This is a genomic window from Amycolatopsis sp. La24, assembly GCF_029087445.1.
Taxonomy (GTDB): domain Bacteria; phylum Actinomycetota; class Actinomycetes; order Mycobacteriales; family Pseudonocardiaceae; genus Amycolatopsis; species Amycolatopsis nivea.
This window is the reverse complement of sequence record NZ_JARACH010000010.1, coordinates 49,734-65,404: the sequence shown is the minus strand read 5'-3', so window position 1 is coordinate 65,404 and position 15,671 is coordinate 49,734. Positions and strand designations below refer to the sequence as shown.

Genomic DNA, 15,671 nt, shown 5'->3' with positions numbered 1-15,671 from the left:
GCGTTCCGCGGAACCAACGACGTCCTGGAGGATCCGCATGTCGTCGCTTCGTTCCCGTGCCTGGCAAGCCGCTTTGCTGGGCGGTCTGCTCGTGTTCGCCACCGCCTGCGGAGGAGGTCCTGACGGGGCCGGCGGCGGGCAGCAGCAGAAGCCGAGCGCTGTTCCGGACAACACCGCGTTGCTCGGGGCGATCAAGGCCGACCCGCAGCTCGCCGCGGGGTTGCCGCCGGCTGTTGTGCAGGCCAAGACGTTGCGGCTGGCGTCCAATATCCAGTCGGCGCCGAACAACTTCTACGCCGCGGACGGCAAGACGCCGATCGGCTACGAGGTCGACCTGGCCAAGGCGGTGGGGGCGAAGCTCGGGGTGACCGTCGCGTACCAGGACCTGGCGTTCGGTTCGCTGATCACGAGCCTGCAGTCCGGGCGCGTCGATCTGACCATGGCGGCGATGAACGACACCAAGGAACGCCAGCAGCAGATCGACTTCGTCGACTACTTCTCGTCCGGCATCACGATCATGATCCGCAAGGGCAACCCGGACGGCATCACCGGGCCGGACACGTTGTGCGGCAAGAACGTGGCAGTCGTGCAGGGCACCAGTCACCAGAAGTTCGCCACGGCGCAGAGCGCGAAATGCACTCAGGCGGGCAAGCCTGCCATCACGGTCACCGCGACTGACAGCGACAACCAGAACCAGAATCAGCTGCGCACCGGTCGCGTCGCGGCGATCCTGAACGACCTGCCGAGCGCGGTCTACATCTCGCGCACCGCGGGGGACGGCAAGTTCTTCGAGGTCGTGCCTGGCCAGCCGATCGAAGGCGGGCCGTACGGGATGGGCTTCGCGAAGAACAACTCGAAGCTGCGCGACGCCGTCAAGCAGGCGTTGCAGTCGCTCGTCGCCGACGGCACGTACGGCAAGATCCTGCAGTCCTGGGGCGTCGAGCAGGGCGCGATCAAGGAGGCGGCCGTCAATGGCGGAAGCTGAACCGCTGCCGATCGTCCGGCTGCGGCATTGGGGTCGCTGGGTCAGCGCGGTGGTGATCGTCGCGCTCTTGGTACTGCTGGGTTTCGCGCTCGCGCAGGCGCAAATCGACTGGGGTTCGGTACCCGACTTCGTGTTCTACCGAGTGATGGCGCTCGGCCTGCTCAACACCGTTGTGCTGGCGGTGATCGCGCAGGCGGTCGCGATCGTGCTCGGCATCCTGATCGCGTTGCTGCGGCTCAGCGCCAACCCGGTCGCGAAGTGGTTCGCGGCGGCCTACATCTGGCTGTTCCGCGGGCTTCCGGTGTTGTTGCAGATCCTGATTTGGTACAACCTGGCGCTGATCTTCCCGACCGTCTCGATCCCGCTGCCCTTCGGCGGCTACCTCGTGCACGAGCCGACGAACGTGCTGATCAGCGCGTTCACCGCGGCGCTGCTCGGGCTGGCGCTGAACGAGAGCGCGTACATGGCGGAGATCGTCCGCGCCGGGCTGACGAGCGTCGACGCCGGGCAGACCGAGGCCGCGAAATCCATCGGCATGACGCCTGGCGCGACGCTGCGCCGGGTCGTGCTGCCGCAGGCGATGCGCGTGATCATCCCGCCGACCGGCAACGACTTCATCAACATGCTCAAGGGCACGTCGATGGCGTCGGTGATCGGCGTGACCGAGCTGATCCACGCGGCCAACAACATCTCGTCCAACAACCTGCTGGTGATGGAGACGCTGATCGCGGCGGCGATCTGGTACATGGTCGTGGTGACCGTCGCCGGGGTCGGCCAGCATTACCTCGAACGGTCGTTCGGGGCGGCTGACCGGAGTCCCGTCGTGCGGGTCGGGAAGGCGTTCAAGGGGATGCCGCTGGTGAGGGGTGCGCGTGTCTGAACCGCTGCTGAAAGCTGTCGGGGTCCGCAAGAACTACGGGCACACCGAGGTGCTCAAGGGCATCGACCTGGAGGTCCGCAAAGGACAGGTGGTGTGCCTGCTCGGGCCGTCGGGAGCGGGGAAGAGCACGTTTCTCCGCTGCCTCAACCATCTCGAGACGATCGACGGCGGCCAGGTCTGGGTGGACGGCGAGCCGATCGGGTTCAAACTGCGCGGCGGCAAGCTGTACGAGCTGCGGGAGAAGGACGTCGCCCGGCAGCGCCGGGACATCGGCATGGTCTTCCAGCGGTTCAACCTGTTCGGGCACCGCACAGCGCTGGAGAACGTGGTCGAGGGACCGGTGCGGGTGCTCGGCGTCGACCCGGCGAAGGCCCGGAAAGAGGCGCTGGACCTGCTCGACCGGGTCGGGCTCGCGGACCGAGCGGGCGCTTACCCAGGGCAACTGTCCGGCGGGCAGCAGCAGCGCGTCGCGATCGCCCGGTCGCTGGCGATGAAGCCGAAGCTCATGCTGTTCGACGAGCCGACGTCCGCGCTGGACCCGGAGCTGGTCGGGGAGGTGCTCGCGGTGATGGGTACGTTGGCTCGGGAGGGGATGACGATGGTGGTCGTGACGCACGAAATGGCTTTCGCCGCGGAGGCCGCCGACGAGGTGGTGTTCCTCGCCGACGGCACGGTGGTCGAAACCGGGCCGCCGGAGCGCGTGCTGAAGTCCCCGGAACACGAGCGGACGCGGCAGTTCCTCGCGCGGGTCCTGTCGTGACCCGGATCCCGCCCCGGTACCTGCTCCAGTTCGACGAGCCCGCGGGCTACCTGGACTTCGCGCGGTTCGGGCCGCCGTCGCACGCCGTGCTCGACACCACCGCGCGGCTGCTGGAGGCCACGACCAAGGCCGGTCCGTCCACTGTGGACGAAGTGATGCGGCAGGAGATCCGCGCGAAGGCAGCGGCCGCGCGGCTCTGCGGCAGCGACACCGACCACACCGTCCTGCTTCCGCACACCAGCCTCGGCCTGTTCCAGGCGGCGTTCAACAGCCACGGCGAAGTGCTCGTTTCGGCCGCGGAGTTCCCGGCCAACACGTACCCGTGGGCACGCGCCGAGCAGGCCGGACGGGTGCGGATGCGGCGGCTGGAAGGCGGTTACGTCACTCCCGATCGGCTCGCGGAAGCTCTTACGCCGGAAACCACTGTCGTTTCGGTGAGCGCGGTCGATTTCCGCACTGGTTACCGGGCTGATCTCGCCGCGTTGCGCGAGGTGGTGGGCGATCGGCTGCTGGTGGTCGACGGGATCCAGGGCTTCGGGGTCGTCGACGCGCCGTGGGAGGTCGCCGACGTGCTCGTGGTCGGCGGGCAGAAGTGGCTGCGGGCGGGCTGGGGCACCGGGTTCGCGGTGCTGTCCGACCGGGCGCTGGCGCGGATGGACCCGATCCTGTCCGGCTGGACCGGCGCGCGCGACCCTGGTTTGTTCGACAACGAGATCCACCCGGCCGACCCGACCGCGGCGAGCTGGTCGATCTCGAACCTCAGTCCGGTCACGTCCGGCGCGTTCGCGGCGGCGCTCGAACTGGTCGAGGAAACCGGCGTCGCGGCGATCGCGGGCCGGATCGGCGAACGCGTCGGCGAGCTTGAGGACGTGCTGCGCTCACTCGGCGCGGAGATCGTCTCGGCGACTGAACGGCGCGCCGGGATTCTCGCGTTTTCGTTGCCGGACAAGCCGGCGGAGCAGGTCGGGGCGGCGTTGACGGCAGCGGGGATCGCGGCAACGGTGCGTCCGGAACATGTCCGATTGTCGCCGCACGCGTCGACCCCCGCCGCGGCTGCCGAGCTGGTACGGGATGCGCTGGAAACACTGCTGCGCCCGCGCCGGGTCGTGCCGGTCGCGTCGGCTGCGGGCACGGCGACGCATGAGCTGCTCACCGCGCTGATCCCGGCGGTGGACGGGCTGGCGGCGATGCTCGGGCCGGGCAACGAGGTGCTGCTGCACGACCTGTCGCGGCTGCCGGATTCGATCGTCGCGATCGCGGGGAAGCTCACCGGCCGCTCGGTCGGCGGGCCGATGACGGATCTGCTGCTCGGACTCGTCCGGCGCGGCACGACGCAGGACCTGACCAACTACCGCACGCACAGCCCGGACGGGCGCGAGATCCGTTCGTCCACGTTGTTTCTGCGCGACGCCGACGGGACGGCGATCGGGTGCCTGTGCGTGAACAGCGAACTGCCCGCAGCGGCGCAGACGTCGGAGGAACGGCGGGACGAGACGTTCCTGCCGGACGTCGACAGCCTGCAGCGGTTCCTCGTCGGACGCGCGATCGGGAAGTCCGGGATCCCGGTCGAGCTGATGAAGAAGCGGCACAAGTCGGCGGTGGTCCGGGAGCTGGACGAGGCTGGGTATTTCCTGATCAAGGACGCGGTGGACCACCTGGCCGGGCAGCTCGAGGTGACGCGGTACACGATCTACAACTACCTCAACGAGATCCGGGGATGACGAGGTTCGCCGTGCCGCCCGGATTGGCTGTGGCGGTGCGGCGGCGGGAGGGCAGCGCGGGCGAGGCTTGGCTGCGGGAGCTGCCCGAGCTGGCCGCGGCGGCTTGCGCGCGGTGGGGGTGTCGGATCGCGGGGGCTCCGCTGCATGGGGAGACCGCGCTGGTGCTGCCCGTCGAACGCGGCGGGCAGGCCGCCGCGCTCAAGGTTTCGTTTCCCCATCCGCGTTGTGCTGAGGAAGCGGCGGCGTTGGAGCACTTCGACGGTGCCGGAGTCGTGCGGCTGCTGGCGGTTTCCGAGGATCGTGCCGCCCTTTTGCTCGAACGCGTCGGCCCCGCGACGCTGGAAACGGTGCGCGCGGAGGAGGCGACCGAGATCGCTGGCGAGCTGGCCCGCCGGCTCGCGGTGCCCGCGCCGGCCGGAACGCGGTCTCTCGCCTCGACGGCTGGGCCGTGGCTCGCGCAGCTGGAACAACTGGCAGCACCAGGGTTGTTGCCGACGCGCGAGGTGGACCGGGCACGCGAACTGATCGCCCAGCTCGCCGACGACCGGACTGCCACGATGCTGCACGCCGATCTGCATTTCGGGAATGTGCTGCGGGCGGAACGGGAGCCGTGGCTGGCGATCGATCTGATCGGGTGGCGTGGGACAGCGGCTTTCGACGCGTTCACCGTGGTTGCGAAAACAACGCCGACGCGCGACCTGGCAAGGTTGATCACGCGGTTTTCCAATGCTGCACAAGTGGATCCAGGCCTGGCGGAGCGATGTTGCCAGGCCCGGGCGGTCACTGCTTATCTGCACCAGGAGCACGTCGGCGGTGAATGGTTCGACCGCGACGTGCTCCTCGCGCTTATTTCAGGAACCTCTCCACCGCGTCCGTGGCCGCGGTAATCCCGCCGTTGGCACGGATTTCCGCGCGCAGCTCAGCCAACCGCGCGGCGACGTCCGGCGAACTGCTGACCTCATCGACCGCTTCGCGCAGGGACTTGGCGGTCACCTGATCCGCGGGCAGATGCTTGCCGACTCCCAACGCTTCCAGCTGCGCGGCGTTGCCGAACTGGTCGACGGCTTGCGGGATGGCGACCGTCGGGACGCCGTACCAGAGGGATTCCGTGCAGCCGCCCATGCCGGCGTGCGTGATGAAGGCGGACGCGACGTCGAGAATTGCCAGCTGTGGCACTGTTTCGTGCACCTCGGCCGACTCCGGCAGCGGGCCTAGATCCTCCTTTGAGACGTGCTTGCCGATGGAGAGCACGACGTGCCAGTCTTCGAACTCGGTGATGCAGTGCCGGTAGACGTCCAGTTGGTCGTTGTATGCGGTGCCGAAAGACACGAGCAGCACGGGTTTGCCGTCGGACGGTGGCGTCCAGTGCTCCGAGGCGCGCGCTGGGTCGAGGCACGGGCCGACGAACTGGACCCGGTCTTCCGGCACGCGGTCGGCGTTCGGCTGCATCGCGCGCGGGATCAGCGACAGGATCGGCACCGGTCGGGCGACCCACGTCCAGGCGTCTTCGGTTACTCCGTTTTCCGTCAGCCACTCGGTAAAGGCCCGGTGGTAGTCCACTCCGGACGGTGAGGTGCGGATCGGTTTGAGGACGTCGGCGAGTTCTTCCTCGTAGCCGTCCCAGGCGACGTAGGTGGGGGAGAGCTGTACCGCGGGCACGTCGTAGCGGAGGCCGAGCAGCGGTGCGCCGAGTCCGCCGATGTCGTAGAGCAGCAGGTCCGGGCGGTCGTGGTCGAAGGTTTCGATCAGTTGCGGATGGATCGCGACGGCCTCGTCGAGGAAGACGCGCATCGCTTCGGCCGGGTCTTCCGGCCATTCCGCGTCCGGGCCGAGCGGGAAGATCGTGGGATGCGCGACGACGTCCGCGCCGGTCGCTTCGACGAGTTCGGCGAGCGGTTCGCCGACGACGTAGCTGACCCGGTGCCCGCGCCGCACCAGCTCGCGAATGATCCCTAGCGACGGGTAGACGTGGCTCGGCGCGGAGCAGCCGACCATGACGATGTGCTTGCCCATAAGGCGAAAGTGTCCTTTCCGGACGAGATGCGGTCCGGCACGCAGAGCGGGGGCCGCCCGGTGGCGGGCGGCCCGGAAAGTCGTGCCGGGATCAGGACAGGCGGCAGCGGGCGAAGATCGTCATGAATCCGGACGGTAGTGCGGGTGATCGCGGGGAGCAACCGGATTAACCGGTTTCAGGCTGCCTCGTCGTCGGGCGCTTCCAAGCCCGGCAGCCAGTCGTCGAGGACCTTGCGCAGACGCCGTTTGGTCTCATCGCGGAGCTGCCCGGTGAGCGGGTCCACGCAGTAGCGCACCACCGCCTCGTGCCGTTCCGGAGACTTGCACATCAGCACCGCCAGAACCCGGATGATCGGCACCATCCGCTTGACCAGCACCAGCCAGCCGAACGGCATCAGCACCTTCAGGTGCTTCCAGATGCTGTTCACCGCAGTCCGCACCACGAATTCCTCGAGCGGAAGCCGATCGCTCTCCCCCCTGGACTCCAGGACGAGCCGAGTCACGAGCTCCGGAACTTTGCCGGTCAGTTTCTCGACCGTGGTGAGGCCCTCGGAGAGCACATGCGCCAGTTGCGCGAGCAAGTCGCACCAGAAGTGGTCGGCCAGGGCAACTCTCGTCGTATCCGGGATCGGACCGCGGTGAGCTCGTTCGATGTCACGGAGGACCACAGTGGTGAGTGCGTCGCCGAGTCGCTCGACCTGGTCGACCATGCTGAGTACCGGCGGCTCATCCGGGCCTGCTGCGACATCGCCGCTCTCCGCGGCTGCTGGCGGTCGGTCCGCTGCGTCGCCCGGTTCCGAAGCTTGCGACGGAGACTGACCACTCGGTTCTGGCTGACCTGCTGAGGAGTCGGGTACCGCGGTTTCGACGCACTCGACGGCCTTCCTTCCTGATGTACTTCGAGAATCAGCCGAGTGCCGGTGATTTTCGTAGTCGGCGGCAAGCCAGTCGACGATATCAGCGACTGTGGAGCTTATGGCGGCGCTTTTCTTGGGGTAGCTGATCCGACGGTTCTTCGGCCGGTGTCCGACCCAAGCGGCCCGCCATCTCTCGTCGGCACTGTCGCGCAAGTCGTCGCGTCTGCTTGGGGTTTTGTCCCGTGCCAGCGAGACAGCGCCGGTCCAACCGTGTTTGGCACCCGCACACGCCTTGCATGCACAGCGCTGGCTTCCCGCGCGCTCGCAGCTAGCCCAGTGTTTCACCGATCCCCCTCGGATTCGCGGTAATCCTCGATTGTTCCGGGATGATGGGAAATTTCCCTACCGCTGGTTCGGCGAATTGCACACGGTGCTGCGAAATGGAACGCAAGCCGGAATGCTCCTGCATTTCAGTGATCCCGTAGTTCATGTGAGTGAGTGCGGTCGGGCGTTGCGTCCGCACTGGAGAGGCCCTCGTTCGCCCGTCCGTGGCCCGCGACTGGCTGAGCGGGAGGGTTGCTCGGGCGAGGTGTGTGCTTGCCGTCGTGAACGACTCGGTGTTGCCCACCACTTTTCAACACAGTCGACTTTGTGTTACAAAGTTCAGGACAGCGAAGCACTGGGGGACGAGATGACGGAAGCGTTCAGGCTGACCGGCCTGGTGAAGCAGTTCAAGCAGGTCCGCGCGGTCGACGGCGTGTCGGTGACCGTGCGGCGGGGTGAGGTTGTCGCGTTGCTCGGGCCGAACGGCGCGGGCAAGTCGACCACGATCGACATGTTGCTGGGGCTTGCCTCGCCGGACGAGGGGAGCGTGCGGGTGTTCGGCGGTTCGCCCCGGGCGGCGCTCGATTCCGGGCGGCTCGCGGCGATGGTGCAGAACGGGTTCTTGCTGCGGGACGTCACGCCGGCCGAGCTGGTGGATTTGCATCGGTCGATGTTCGAGAATCCGCTGCCGGCCAAGGAGGTCTACGCGCGGGCCGGGATCGCGGAGTTCGCCAAGCGGCGGTGCGGGAAGTTGTCCGGCGGGCAGCTTCAGCGGGTCCGGTACGCGCTCGCGCTCACCGGTGACCCGGAGCTGTTGGTGCTCGACGAGCCGACGGCGGCGCTGGACGTCGATGCCCGGCGTGAATTCTGGGCGTCGATGCACGAGTTCACCGCGGCGGGGCGGACTGTTCTGTTCGCGACGCATTACCTCGCCGAGGCGGAGGACTACGCGGACCGGGTCGTGTTGATGCGGCACGGGAAGGTCGTCGCGGACGGGGCGGTCGACGAGGTGCGCGCGAATGTGTCCGGGCGAGTGATCAGGGCAGTCGTACAGGGCGCTCGCCCGGAAGCCTTGGCCGCGCTCGACGGGGTCGCCAGGGCGCGTGTACAGGGCGATCGTACGGAACTGGCCTGCACGGATTCCGACCTGGCGATCCGGGCGCTGATCACGGCGTTTCCCCAGGCCAGCTCGATCGAGATCACCTCCGCGGGGCTGGAGGAAGCGTTCCTCGCCCTCACCTCCGACGAGCCGCAGGGAGCGCTCCGATGAACCTCGTCTACCTCCGCCTGGAGATCCTGCGCATCGTCCGCAGCCCGCAGTTCGCGTTGTTCACCATCGTGGTCCCGCTCGGCATGTTTCTCCTGTTCGGCGGGTTGTTCGGCGACCAGGTCGGGCCGGACGGCATCAAGGCGAGCGTCACCACGATGATCAACATGGGCGCGTACGGCGCGATGAGCGGCGCGTTGTTCACCGGCACCCGCGTCGCGACCGAGCGGACTGACGGCTGGCAGCGGCAACTGCGGCTCACGCCGATGCGCGGGCCCGGCTATCTCGCGGTGAAGATCGCGTCCTCGATGGCGATGGCATTGCCGGTGGTTCTGGTGATCTTCGTGGCCGGTGCGGTGCGCGGGGTACAGCTCACCGCGGCGCAGTGGCTGCTCAGCGGGGTCTCGTTGTGGCTGGGCGCGCTGCCGTTCGCGGTGCTCGGGCTGCTGCTCGGGTTGTTCGGCAAGGGTGACACGGTCGGCGCGATGACCGGCGCGTTGATGCTCCCGCTCGGTGTGTTCGGCGGGTTGTGGATGCCGCTGTCGATCTTGCCGGAATGGATGTCCGCGCTCGCGCACTTCTTCCCCACGTACTGGCTCGGCCGCGTCGGCACGCTCCCGGTGGACCACGCCGGCGGGCTCGGTCTCGCGGTCGGCGTGCTGGCGGCGTGGCTGGTCGTGCCCGCGCTCGTGGTGGTGCGGCGGTTCCGGCTGGGCCCGGTGAAGGTCGCGTGACGTGTTAGCTTCCGTGCTGCATGCGGGGTCAGTACGGGGGGAAGGGCGGTCCGGGGTGAACAACGACGCGGGGGACCCCGTCGAGGACGAAAGCGAGCCGCTGTCCGTGGCGGAATCGCTGGAGCTCATCGCCCGGCAGAACGAACGGACGCGCCGGGAGCTGCGAGTCAGCCCGGCGCGTCTGTTCGCCGTCTGGGCCTTCGCCTGGCTGGTCGGCTGGGGGCTCGTCTACCTCTCCGACGAGCGGTCGGCGGCGCTGCTGCCCGGCTGGGTCGCGGGCATCGTCGTCGCGGTGCTCATGGTGGGCGCGATCGTCTACTCCGCTTGGCACGGCAGCAAAGGCGGCCGCGGGATCCGCGGGCCGTCCCGGCGGATCGGCGCGATGTACGGCTGGGCGTGGATGATCTCGTTCGCCGGGATGAGCCTGATCGACATCCGGATCACCAAACTCCTCCCCGAGGGCTCGGACCTCGTGCCGCTGCTGTGGTCCGGCACGTCGCTGCTGCTGACCGGCGCGCTCTACCTCGCCGGCGGCACGCTGTGGCAGGACCTGCGGCAGTACTTCCTCGGCGGCTGGATCATCGTGTGCAGCGGGGCGAGCGTCCTGGTCGGCGTGCCGGGCAACTTCCTCGTCCTCTCGCTCGCCGGCGGCGGCGGATTCGCGGTCGCGGCGCTGGTCTACGTGGTGCGGCCCCGTGACTGAGCTGCCGGAGCTCGACCCCGTCATCCACGCCCAGGCGCGGCTGCGCGTCACGGTCGCGCTCGCCGGGCTCCGTCCGGCCGACCAGATCACCTTCCCGCGGTTGCAGCAGTTGCTGGAGATGACTGCGGGCAATCTCTCGACGCATCTGCGCAAGCTCGAGGACGCCGAATACGTCGAGATCACGAAGGCTTACGAGCACCGCACGCCGGTCACCCTGGTGCGGCTCACGAGCACGGGCCGCGCCGCGTTCGAGACCTATACCAAGGCGTTGCAACGGCTCCTGGACGCTGGAACCTGACATGTCTCGCTGGGTCGTGCACTTGGACCTCGACGCGTTCTACGCCTCCGCCGAGCAGCTGACCCGGCCGACGCTGCGCGGACGCGCGGTGGTGGTCGGCGGCACCGGGCACCGCGGCGTCGTCGCTGGCGCGAGTTACGAATCCCGCGAGTACGGCGTGCGGTCCGCGATGCCGATGTCCCAGGCTCGACGGCTGCTGCCGGCTGGCGGCGTGGTGCTGCCGCCGCGGTTCCGGTTGTACGAAGTCTTGAGCAAGCAGGTTTTCGACGTCGTCGGCGAGGTCGCGCCGGTGCTGGAACGGATCTCCCTCGACGAGGCCTTCGCCGAACCGCCCGCGCTCGCTGGTGCGTCGGTCGAGCAGGTGACCGAATGGGCCGAGGAATTGCGGGCGCGGATCCGGGAACGGACCGGGCTGACTGCGTCGATCGGCGCGGGGACTGGCAAGCAGGTCGCGAAGATCGGCTCGGATCGCGCGAAGCCGGACGGTCTGCTCGTCGTGCCGCCGGGGACCGAACGTGAGTTCCTGGCTCCGCTGCCGGTGCGCGCGTTGTGGGGGATTGGGCCGGTCGCGGAAGCGAAACTGCGCACGATCGGTGTCCTCACCTTGGGCGAACTGGCGGCGTTGCCGGAGCCGGACGCGGTGTCGACGCTCGGTGGCGTGGTCGGCCGCGACCTGCGGCGGCTGGCGAGCGGGTTCGACGACCGTCCGGTCGCGGAACGGGGCGAAGCCAAGCAGGTGAGCGCGGAGACGACCTTTGACGTGGACGTGGTCGACCTCGTCCGATTGCGTGCTGAGGTAAGGAAAATCGCGGCTGGCGCGCACGCTCGGCTAGTGAAAGCGGGGCGAGTCGCGCGCACGGTGGTGATCAAGCTGCGGCATACCGACATGAGCACGGTGACCCGCTCCGAGACCACCGCGTCGCCCACCGACGACCTCGAACAGCTCGCGGCTACCGCGGAACGGCTGCTGCTCGACCCGCAGGAGTTCGGCGGAGTGCGGCTGGCGGGCGTCGCGTTCAGCGGGCTTTCGGTGCCGCATCAGGACGCGTTGTTCAGCTTGACCGTGCCCGCCGCGACGGAGGAGCCGGTGGTCACGTCGGCGCCGTCGCCGGGCGGGACCGCGCCGGTGTCGTCGTCAGGATGGCGTCCGGGCGACGACGTGGTGCACGCCGAGCACGGCACGGGCTGGGTGCAGGGCGCGGGGCACGGCCGGGTGACGGTGCGGTTCGAGACGCGCACGTCCGGTCCGGGCGTCGCGCGGACGTTCGACCAGACCGACCCCGCGCTGACTCGCGGCGAGCCCGCTGACTGCCTAGCCTGAGCGTTTCGCCTGGTCACGACCGGGGTGCTAACCCACAAGAGTGATGAGGAAGGATGTGCCGGGCAGTCGGGCAAAGGGGATGATCATGACGAACATGCGCCGCGCCGCCGCCCTCGCCGGGGTCGCGCTGATGCTGACGGCGTGTGGGAGCGAAGCCGTCCCGCAACGGCCCTCGGCCGGACCGTCGTCGTCGGCGGCCGCATCGCCGGACTCGTTCACCGTCGTGGCGACCGGGGATGTGCTGATCCACCCGCGGCTCACCGAGCAGGCCGAGGCGGACGGCGGCGGGAAGATCGACTACCGGCAGCTGTTCGCCGGGGTCAAACCGCTGGTGTCCGGCGCGGATCTGGGGATCTGCCACCTCGAAACGCCGCTCGCGCCGGAAGGCGGGCCGTACAGCGGGTATCCGTCGTTCAGCGCGCCGCCGGAGATCGCGGACGCGTTGAAGGACACCGGATACGACACCTGCTCCACCGCGTCGAACCACACGCTCGACCAGGGCGCGGCGGGTGTTCAGCGGACGCTGGACAAGCTCGACCAGACCGGGCTGAAGCACACCGGGTCCGCGCGTTCGGCGGAGGAGGCGGGGAAACCGCTGATCCTGGACGTGCACGGGGTGAAGGTCGCGCAGCTGTCGTATTCGTTCGGGTTCAACGGGATCAAGCGGCCGGCCGGGAAACCGTGGCTGGCCAACGAAATCGACCCGGACGAGATCCTTGCCGCGGCGCGCGAGGCGAAGGCGGCCGGGGCGGAGGTCGTGATCGCGAGCCTGCATTGGGGCGTCGAATATCAGCACGACGTGACTGCTGAGCAGAAGCAGCTGGCGCAGAAGCTGACGGCGTCGCCGGATCTCGACCTGATCGTCGGGCATCACGCGCATGTGGTGCAGCCGTTCCAGAAGGTCGGCGGCAAGTGGGTGGCGTTCGGGCTCGGCAACGAGGTCGCGCGGCACGACGAACCTCGCGGATCCACGGAGGAAGGGGTCGCGGCCCGGTTCCGGTTCAGCCGGGCGGGCGGTAAGTGGACGGTGGACAAGGCCGAGTACGTGCCGACGCTGATCGACCTCGGGCCGCCGATCCGGTTGCGGGACCTGACGACCGCGCCGCCGACGGAGCGCGGGAAGGAAGCACTCGGGAACACCGACCAGGTGGTGCTTTCCCGGGGTGCCGGGGATGACGGGTTGAGCCGACCGGGGCGGTGACGGTTCCGCGGCTTCAGGCGGCCGACGGCACGGGGGCTTTCAAGAACAACACCAGGCCGCCGGTGATGGTGCCGACCATCACCAGTACGCCCAGCGCGTCGAATCCGGACCAGGTCAGCAGCGCCCCGCCCAGCGCGGCGCCCAAGAGGTACCCGGTTTGAGTAATCGCGGTCCTCGCGGTCATCATTGCGTCTGTTCGAGTCGGTTCCACCTGTGTGCCGATAAAGCTGGCGACGGGGGTGCGAACTCCACAGAACGCCGACATGACGCAAAACAGGACGGCTAGCAGTGCGGTGGGAAGAGGGAGCAAAAAGAGCGCTCCTCCCGTTATCGCCATGCCTGCGGAGGAAGTGATGATGGCGGCTTTCGCGCTCGTTCTGGAGAGAAGGTTCTTGACGCGGCTGGAGATGATGAAGAACATGCTGGCGCCGAGACCCAGGCAGACGCCTGCGAGGGTTTCCGACAGCTGACCTCGTTGGATCAAAAGCGGGCCGACGAAAGTCATGGTGGCCGTCCAGGCGGTGTAGGCGGCCAGTTCGGCGAGAATCCACATTCGAGCTGGCTTCGCGGCCAGCAGTTGCCATACTGTTGATCTTTCGCTCTGACTTTGTGTCTTGGTCGGGGGTACGTATCGTGCGCACCACATGGCGGTCAGGGCAAATCCTGCTGGCAGCAAGAAGGAAAACCGCCAGCTGAGCGTCTGGGCGAACAGCCCGGAAAGAGGGTTGATCGCTACCCAGGCCAGTGAATTCGCCGCTGCCACGAGGCCGAGTGTTCGAACGGGGGACTCGGCGGCAGCGGCACCCGAGAACGAGGCGGAAAGAAGAAACGACACCGCCAAACCGACGATGAGATGTGCTAGCCAGAAAATCCACAGCGACGCGGAAAGTCCTACGACGAGGCAAGCGGCAAGCGAGAGCAGTCCGCCCGTTTGAATTGCTCGCCGTACTCCGATCTTGCTCAACCGGGGGCTGAGCCAGAAAGACGAGACAACTGCCGCGACGGCCGCTACCGCGCGAGCTTGGCTCACGGTACCCACTGAGGCGTGGAACGATTCGGCTATGCGAACCATTGCTGGCGCCAGCACAACCATGAGAGATTGCGACGCCATCGAGGCAAGCATGAGTCCGGCAATGCGACGCGACTCGCGGTTGGCCACTGGCGAACCCTACCGCAGCGCAGCCCCTTATCCGCCGCGTCTCAGCGGCCTGCGGCGGCTCGGTATGAGCTCCGAGCGGCAACCCTCGTGAAAGGGTGTCTGCCCGGATGCTGCGGTTCGCTCCCCTCAGTGGTCCCGGCGGGTGATGAGCTGGGCGATCGCGGTCAGTTCGGCCGTCGCGCGGGCGGCTGGGTGGGCGGCGGTGAGGGCGGTCAACGCGTCGGCGAGCAGTTCGTCTGCTTGGGCGTGGCTCCAGGAGCGGCCGCCGGCTTCGTCGATCAGGGCCGCGGCTTTCGCGAGGCAGTCGTCCGGCAGCGGCTGTCGGTACAGCATTGCCAGTTCCTGTCCGGCCGACGTGCCTGAGGTGAGCGCCGCGACCACGGGGAGGGATTTCTTGCGGCTGCGCAGGTCCGAGTAAACCGGCTTTCCGGTGACTGCCGGGTCGCCCCAGATGCCGAGGAGGTCGTCGACGTGTTGGAAGGCCAGGCCTAGCGATCGGCCGAAACGGCTGAAGCGTTCGACGTGTTCGCCGCGGCCTCCGACTACCAGCACGCCGAGGGTGCAGGCCGCGCTCAGCAGGGCTGCCGTTTTGCCTTGGGCCATTCGGACGCATTCCGCCACTTCGACGTTCGTTCGCTGCTCGAACGCCAGGTCTTCGTGCTGGCCGTGCAGCAGGTCCAGCACCGCGGTGCTCAGCAGGCGGGCGGCGGCTGGGCCGTCCGCGGACAGGACGTCGAAGGCCAGCGCGAGCAGGGAATCTCCGGCCAGCACGGCTTGTCCGGTGCCGAACACGGTCCACGCGGTGGGGCGGTGCCGCCGGGTGCGGTCGCCGTCCATGACGTCGTCGTGCAGCAGCGAGAAATTGTGGGCCAGTTCGACGGCCACCGCGGCGGGGATCGCGTCTTCCGGGTCTCCGCCGCAGGCCTCCGCGCACAGCAGCACCAGCGCCGGGCGCAGGGCTTTTCCGCCGGACGTGCTCGTGGCCGTTCCGGTTTCGTCCCACCAGCCGAGGTGGTAGCCGGCGATCCGGCGCATCGACCCGGGCAGCCGGTCGACCGCCGCCCGCATCGCCGGTTCCCAGCGGCCCCGGCTCCAGTCCAGCACCTCGGCCACGGAGCGGGCCCCGGTGCGCGCGTCCACCGTCGTCATCGTTCTACCGCTTCCGGACGCAGCGCGGCGGCCACAGTGGACAGTGCGGAGGGGCTCGGGACGATCACTGCGAAACCACCTAACGTCGAAAACGCCGGAACACGGCGGAGCGGTGTTTTCCGGGAGAGGAATGCGAATGGTAAGCGGCGCCGCGCATCAACTTAGCAAGAAGGATGACCTCGACAATCACTCGATCGGGTAGGCGCGTTCGATTCACCTGTTTGCCGAAGCTCCTTTTCGGACATTGCCGGTGCTGTTGTCCGGTCGACAACGAGAAGCGCGTCACGGTGGGTCTGCTG

Annotated in this window: 15 protein-coding genes; 11 read left to right on the top strand and 4 right to left on the bottom strand. The window is 68.3% G+C overall.

What is annotated here, in order from left to right:
• Positions 1-37: 37 nt before the first annotated feature.
• The 5 genes from PUT80_RS13235 to PUT80_RS13215 are packed head-to-tail and all read left to right on the top strand — an operon-like array spanning position 38 to position 5,233.
• Positions 38-985 (top strand): ABC transporter substrate-binding protein, encoded by a 948-nt coding sequence (locus PUT80_RS13235; protein WP_275292117.1) that lies wholly within the window; start codon positions 38-40, stop codon positions 983-985.
• On the top strand, positions 972-1,865 hold the full coding sequence (locus PUT80_RS13230) for an amino acid ABC transporter permease (RefSeq protein WP_275292116.1): 894 nt from the start codon (positions 972-974) through the stop codon (positions 1,863-1,865). The genes PUT80_RS13235 and PUT80_RS13230 overlap by 14 nt, the downstream gene beginning before the upstream one ends.
• Positions 1,858-2,625, top strand: a complete 768-nt coding sequence (locus PUT80_RS13225) for an amino acid ABC transporter ATP-binding protein (protein WP_037812163.1) — start codon at positions 1,858-1,860, stop codon at positions 2,623-2,625. The genes PUT80_RS13230 and PUT80_RS13225 overlap by 8 nt, the downstream gene beginning before the upstream one ends.
• Positions 2,622-4,346 carry an aminotransferase class V-fold PLP-dependent enzyme gene (locus PUT80_RS13220; protein WP_275292115.1) on the top strand — a complete coding sequence of 575 codons (1,725 nt, stop codon included), beginning with the start codon at positions 2,622-2,624 and terminating at the stop codon, positions 4,344-4,346. The genes PUT80_RS13225 and PUT80_RS13220 overlap by 4 nt, the downstream gene beginning before the upstream one ends.
• Positions 4,343-5,233: an aminoglycoside phosphotransferase family protein gene (locus PUT80_RS13215; RefSeq protein ID WP_275292114.1), complete on the top strand. Its 891-nt coding sequence runs from the start codon at positions 4,343-4,345 to the stop codon at positions 5,231-5,233. Before PUT80_RS13220 ends, PUT80_RS13215 begins: the two co-directional genes overlap by 4 nt.
• Here PUT80_RS13215 and PUT80_RS13210 read toward each other — a convergent pair.
• Both PUT80_RS13210 and PUT80_RS13205 read right to left on the bottom strand, forming a co-directional pair.
• Positions 5,193-6,359 (bottom strand): macrolide family glycosyltransferase, encoded by a 1,167-nt coding sequence (locus tag PUT80_RS13210; RefSeq protein WP_275292113.1) that lies wholly within the window; start codon positions 6,357-6,359, stop codon positions 5,193-5,195. The genes PUT80_RS13215 and PUT80_RS13210 overlap by 41 nt on opposite strands.
• A 176-nt stretch (positions 6,360-6,535) precedes the next feature.
• Positions 6,536-7,069 carry a hypothetical protein gene (locus PUT80_RS13205; protein WP_275292112.1) on the bottom strand — a complete coding sequence of 178 codons (534 nt, stop codon included), beginning with the start codon at positions 7,067-7,069 and terminating at the stop codon, positions 6,536-6,538.
• 838 nt (positions 7,070-7,907) lie between these two features.
• Between PUT80_RS13205 and PUT80_RS13200 the strand changes: the two genes are divergently transcribed.
• The 6 genes from PUT80_RS13200 to PUT80_RS13175 all read left to right on the top strand — a co-directional run bounded on the left by PUT80_RS13200 (position 7,908) and on the right by PUT80_RS13175 (position 13,064).
• Positions 7,908-8,810, top strand: coding sequence for an ABC transporter ATP-binding protein (locus PUT80_RS13200; RefSeq protein WP_275292111.1), 903 nt, complete (start codon positions 7,908-7,910; stop codon positions 8,808-8,810).
• Positions 8,807-9,541 (top strand): ABC transporter permease, encoded by a 735-nt coding sequence (locus tag PUT80_RS13195; protein ID WP_037811977.1) that lies wholly within the window; start codon positions 8,807-8,809, stop codon positions 9,539-9,541. The genes PUT80_RS13200 and PUT80_RS13195 overlap by 4 nt, the downstream gene beginning before the upstream one ends.
• 55 nt (positions 9,542-9,596) lie before the next feature.
• A complete protein-coding gene (locus PUT80_RS13190; RefSeq protein ID WP_275292110.1) occupies positions 9,597-10,244 on the top strand; it encodes a hypothetical protein in 648 nt (215 codons plus the stop codon).
• Positions 10,237-10,542, top strand: a complete 306-nt coding sequence (locus PUT80_RS13185; protein WP_037811975.1) for a transcriptional regulator — start codon at positions 10,237-10,239, stop codon at positions 10,540-10,542. The genes PUT80_RS13190 and PUT80_RS13185 overlap by 8 nt, the downstream gene beginning before the upstream one ends.
• Before the next feature lies 1 nt (position 10,543).
• Positions 10,544-11,863 (top strand): DNA polymerase IV, encoded by a 1,320-nt coding sequence (locus tag PUT80_RS13180; RefSeq protein ID WP_275292109.1) that lies wholly within the window; start codon positions 10,544-10,546, stop codon positions 11,861-11,863.
• An 85-nt stretch (positions 11,864-11,948) separates the two neighbouring features.
• Entirely contained in the window at positions 11,949-13,064 is a 1,116-nt protein-coding gene (locus PUT80_RS13175; protein WP_275292108.1) for a CapA family protein, read from the top strand.
• 13 nt (positions 13,065-13,077) lie between these two features.
• On the opposite strand, the gene PUT80_RS13170 is transcribed toward PUT80_RS13175, so the two are convergent.
• Entirely contained in the window at positions 13,078-14,223 is a 1,146-nt protein-coding gene (locus PUT80_RS13170; RefSeq protein ID WP_275292107.1) for an MFS transporter, read from the bottom strand.
• Between the two features lie 126 nt (positions 14,224-14,349).
• On the bottom strand, positions 14,350-15,372 hold the full coding sequence (locus PUT80_RS13165; protein WP_275292106.1) for a family 2 encapsulin nanocompartment cargo protein polyprenyl transferase: 1,023 nt from the start codon (positions 15,370-15,372) through the stop codon (positions 14,350-14,352).
• Positions 15,373-15,671 lie beyond the last annotated feature (299 nt).

Excerpts from the sequence above, each read along its gene's own strand:
- PUT80_RS13235 (WP_275292117.1), top strand. The coding sequence starts at position 38 with ATGTCGTCGCTTCGTTCCCGTGCCTGGCAAGCCGCTTTGCTGGGCGGT.
- PUT80_RS13230 (WP_275292116.1), top strand. The coding sequence starts at position 972 with ATGGCGGAAGCTGAACCGCTGCCGATCGTCCGGCTGCGGCATTGGGGT.
- PUT80_RS13215 (WP_275292114.1), top strand. The coding sequence starts at position 4,343 with ATGACGAGGTTCGCCGTGCCGCCCGGATTGGCTGTGGCGGTGCGGCGG.
- PUT80_RS13210 (WP_275292113.1), bottom strand. The coding sequence starts at position 6,359 with ATGGGCAAGCACATCGTCATGGTCGGCTGCTCCGCGCCGAGCCACGTC.
- PUT80_RS13205 (WP_275292112.1), bottom strand. The coding sequence starts at position 7,069 with ATGGTCGACCAGGTCGAGCGACTCGGCGACGCACTCACCACTGTGGTC.
- PUT80_RS13200 (WP_275292111.1), top strand. The coding sequence starts at position 7,908 with ATGACGGAAGCGTTCAGGCTGACCGGCCTGGTGAAGCAGTTCAAGCAG.
- PUT80_RS13195 (WP_037811977.1), top strand. The coding sequence starts at position 8,807 with ATGAACCTCGTCTACCTCCGCCTGGAGATCCTGCGCATCGTCCGCAGC.
- PUT80_RS13180 (WP_275292109.1), top strand. The coding sequence starts at position 10,544 with ATGTCTCGCTGGGTCGTGCACTTGGACCTCGACGCGTTCTACGCCTCC.
- PUT80_RS13175 (WP_275292108.1), top strand. The coding sequence starts at position 11,949 with ATGACGAACATGCGCCGCGCCGCCGCCCTCGCCGGGGTCGCGCTGATG.
- PUT80_RS13165 (WP_275292106.1), bottom strand. The coding sequence starts at position 15,372 with ATGACGACGGTGGACGCGCGCACCGGGGCCCGCTCCGTGGCCGAGGTG.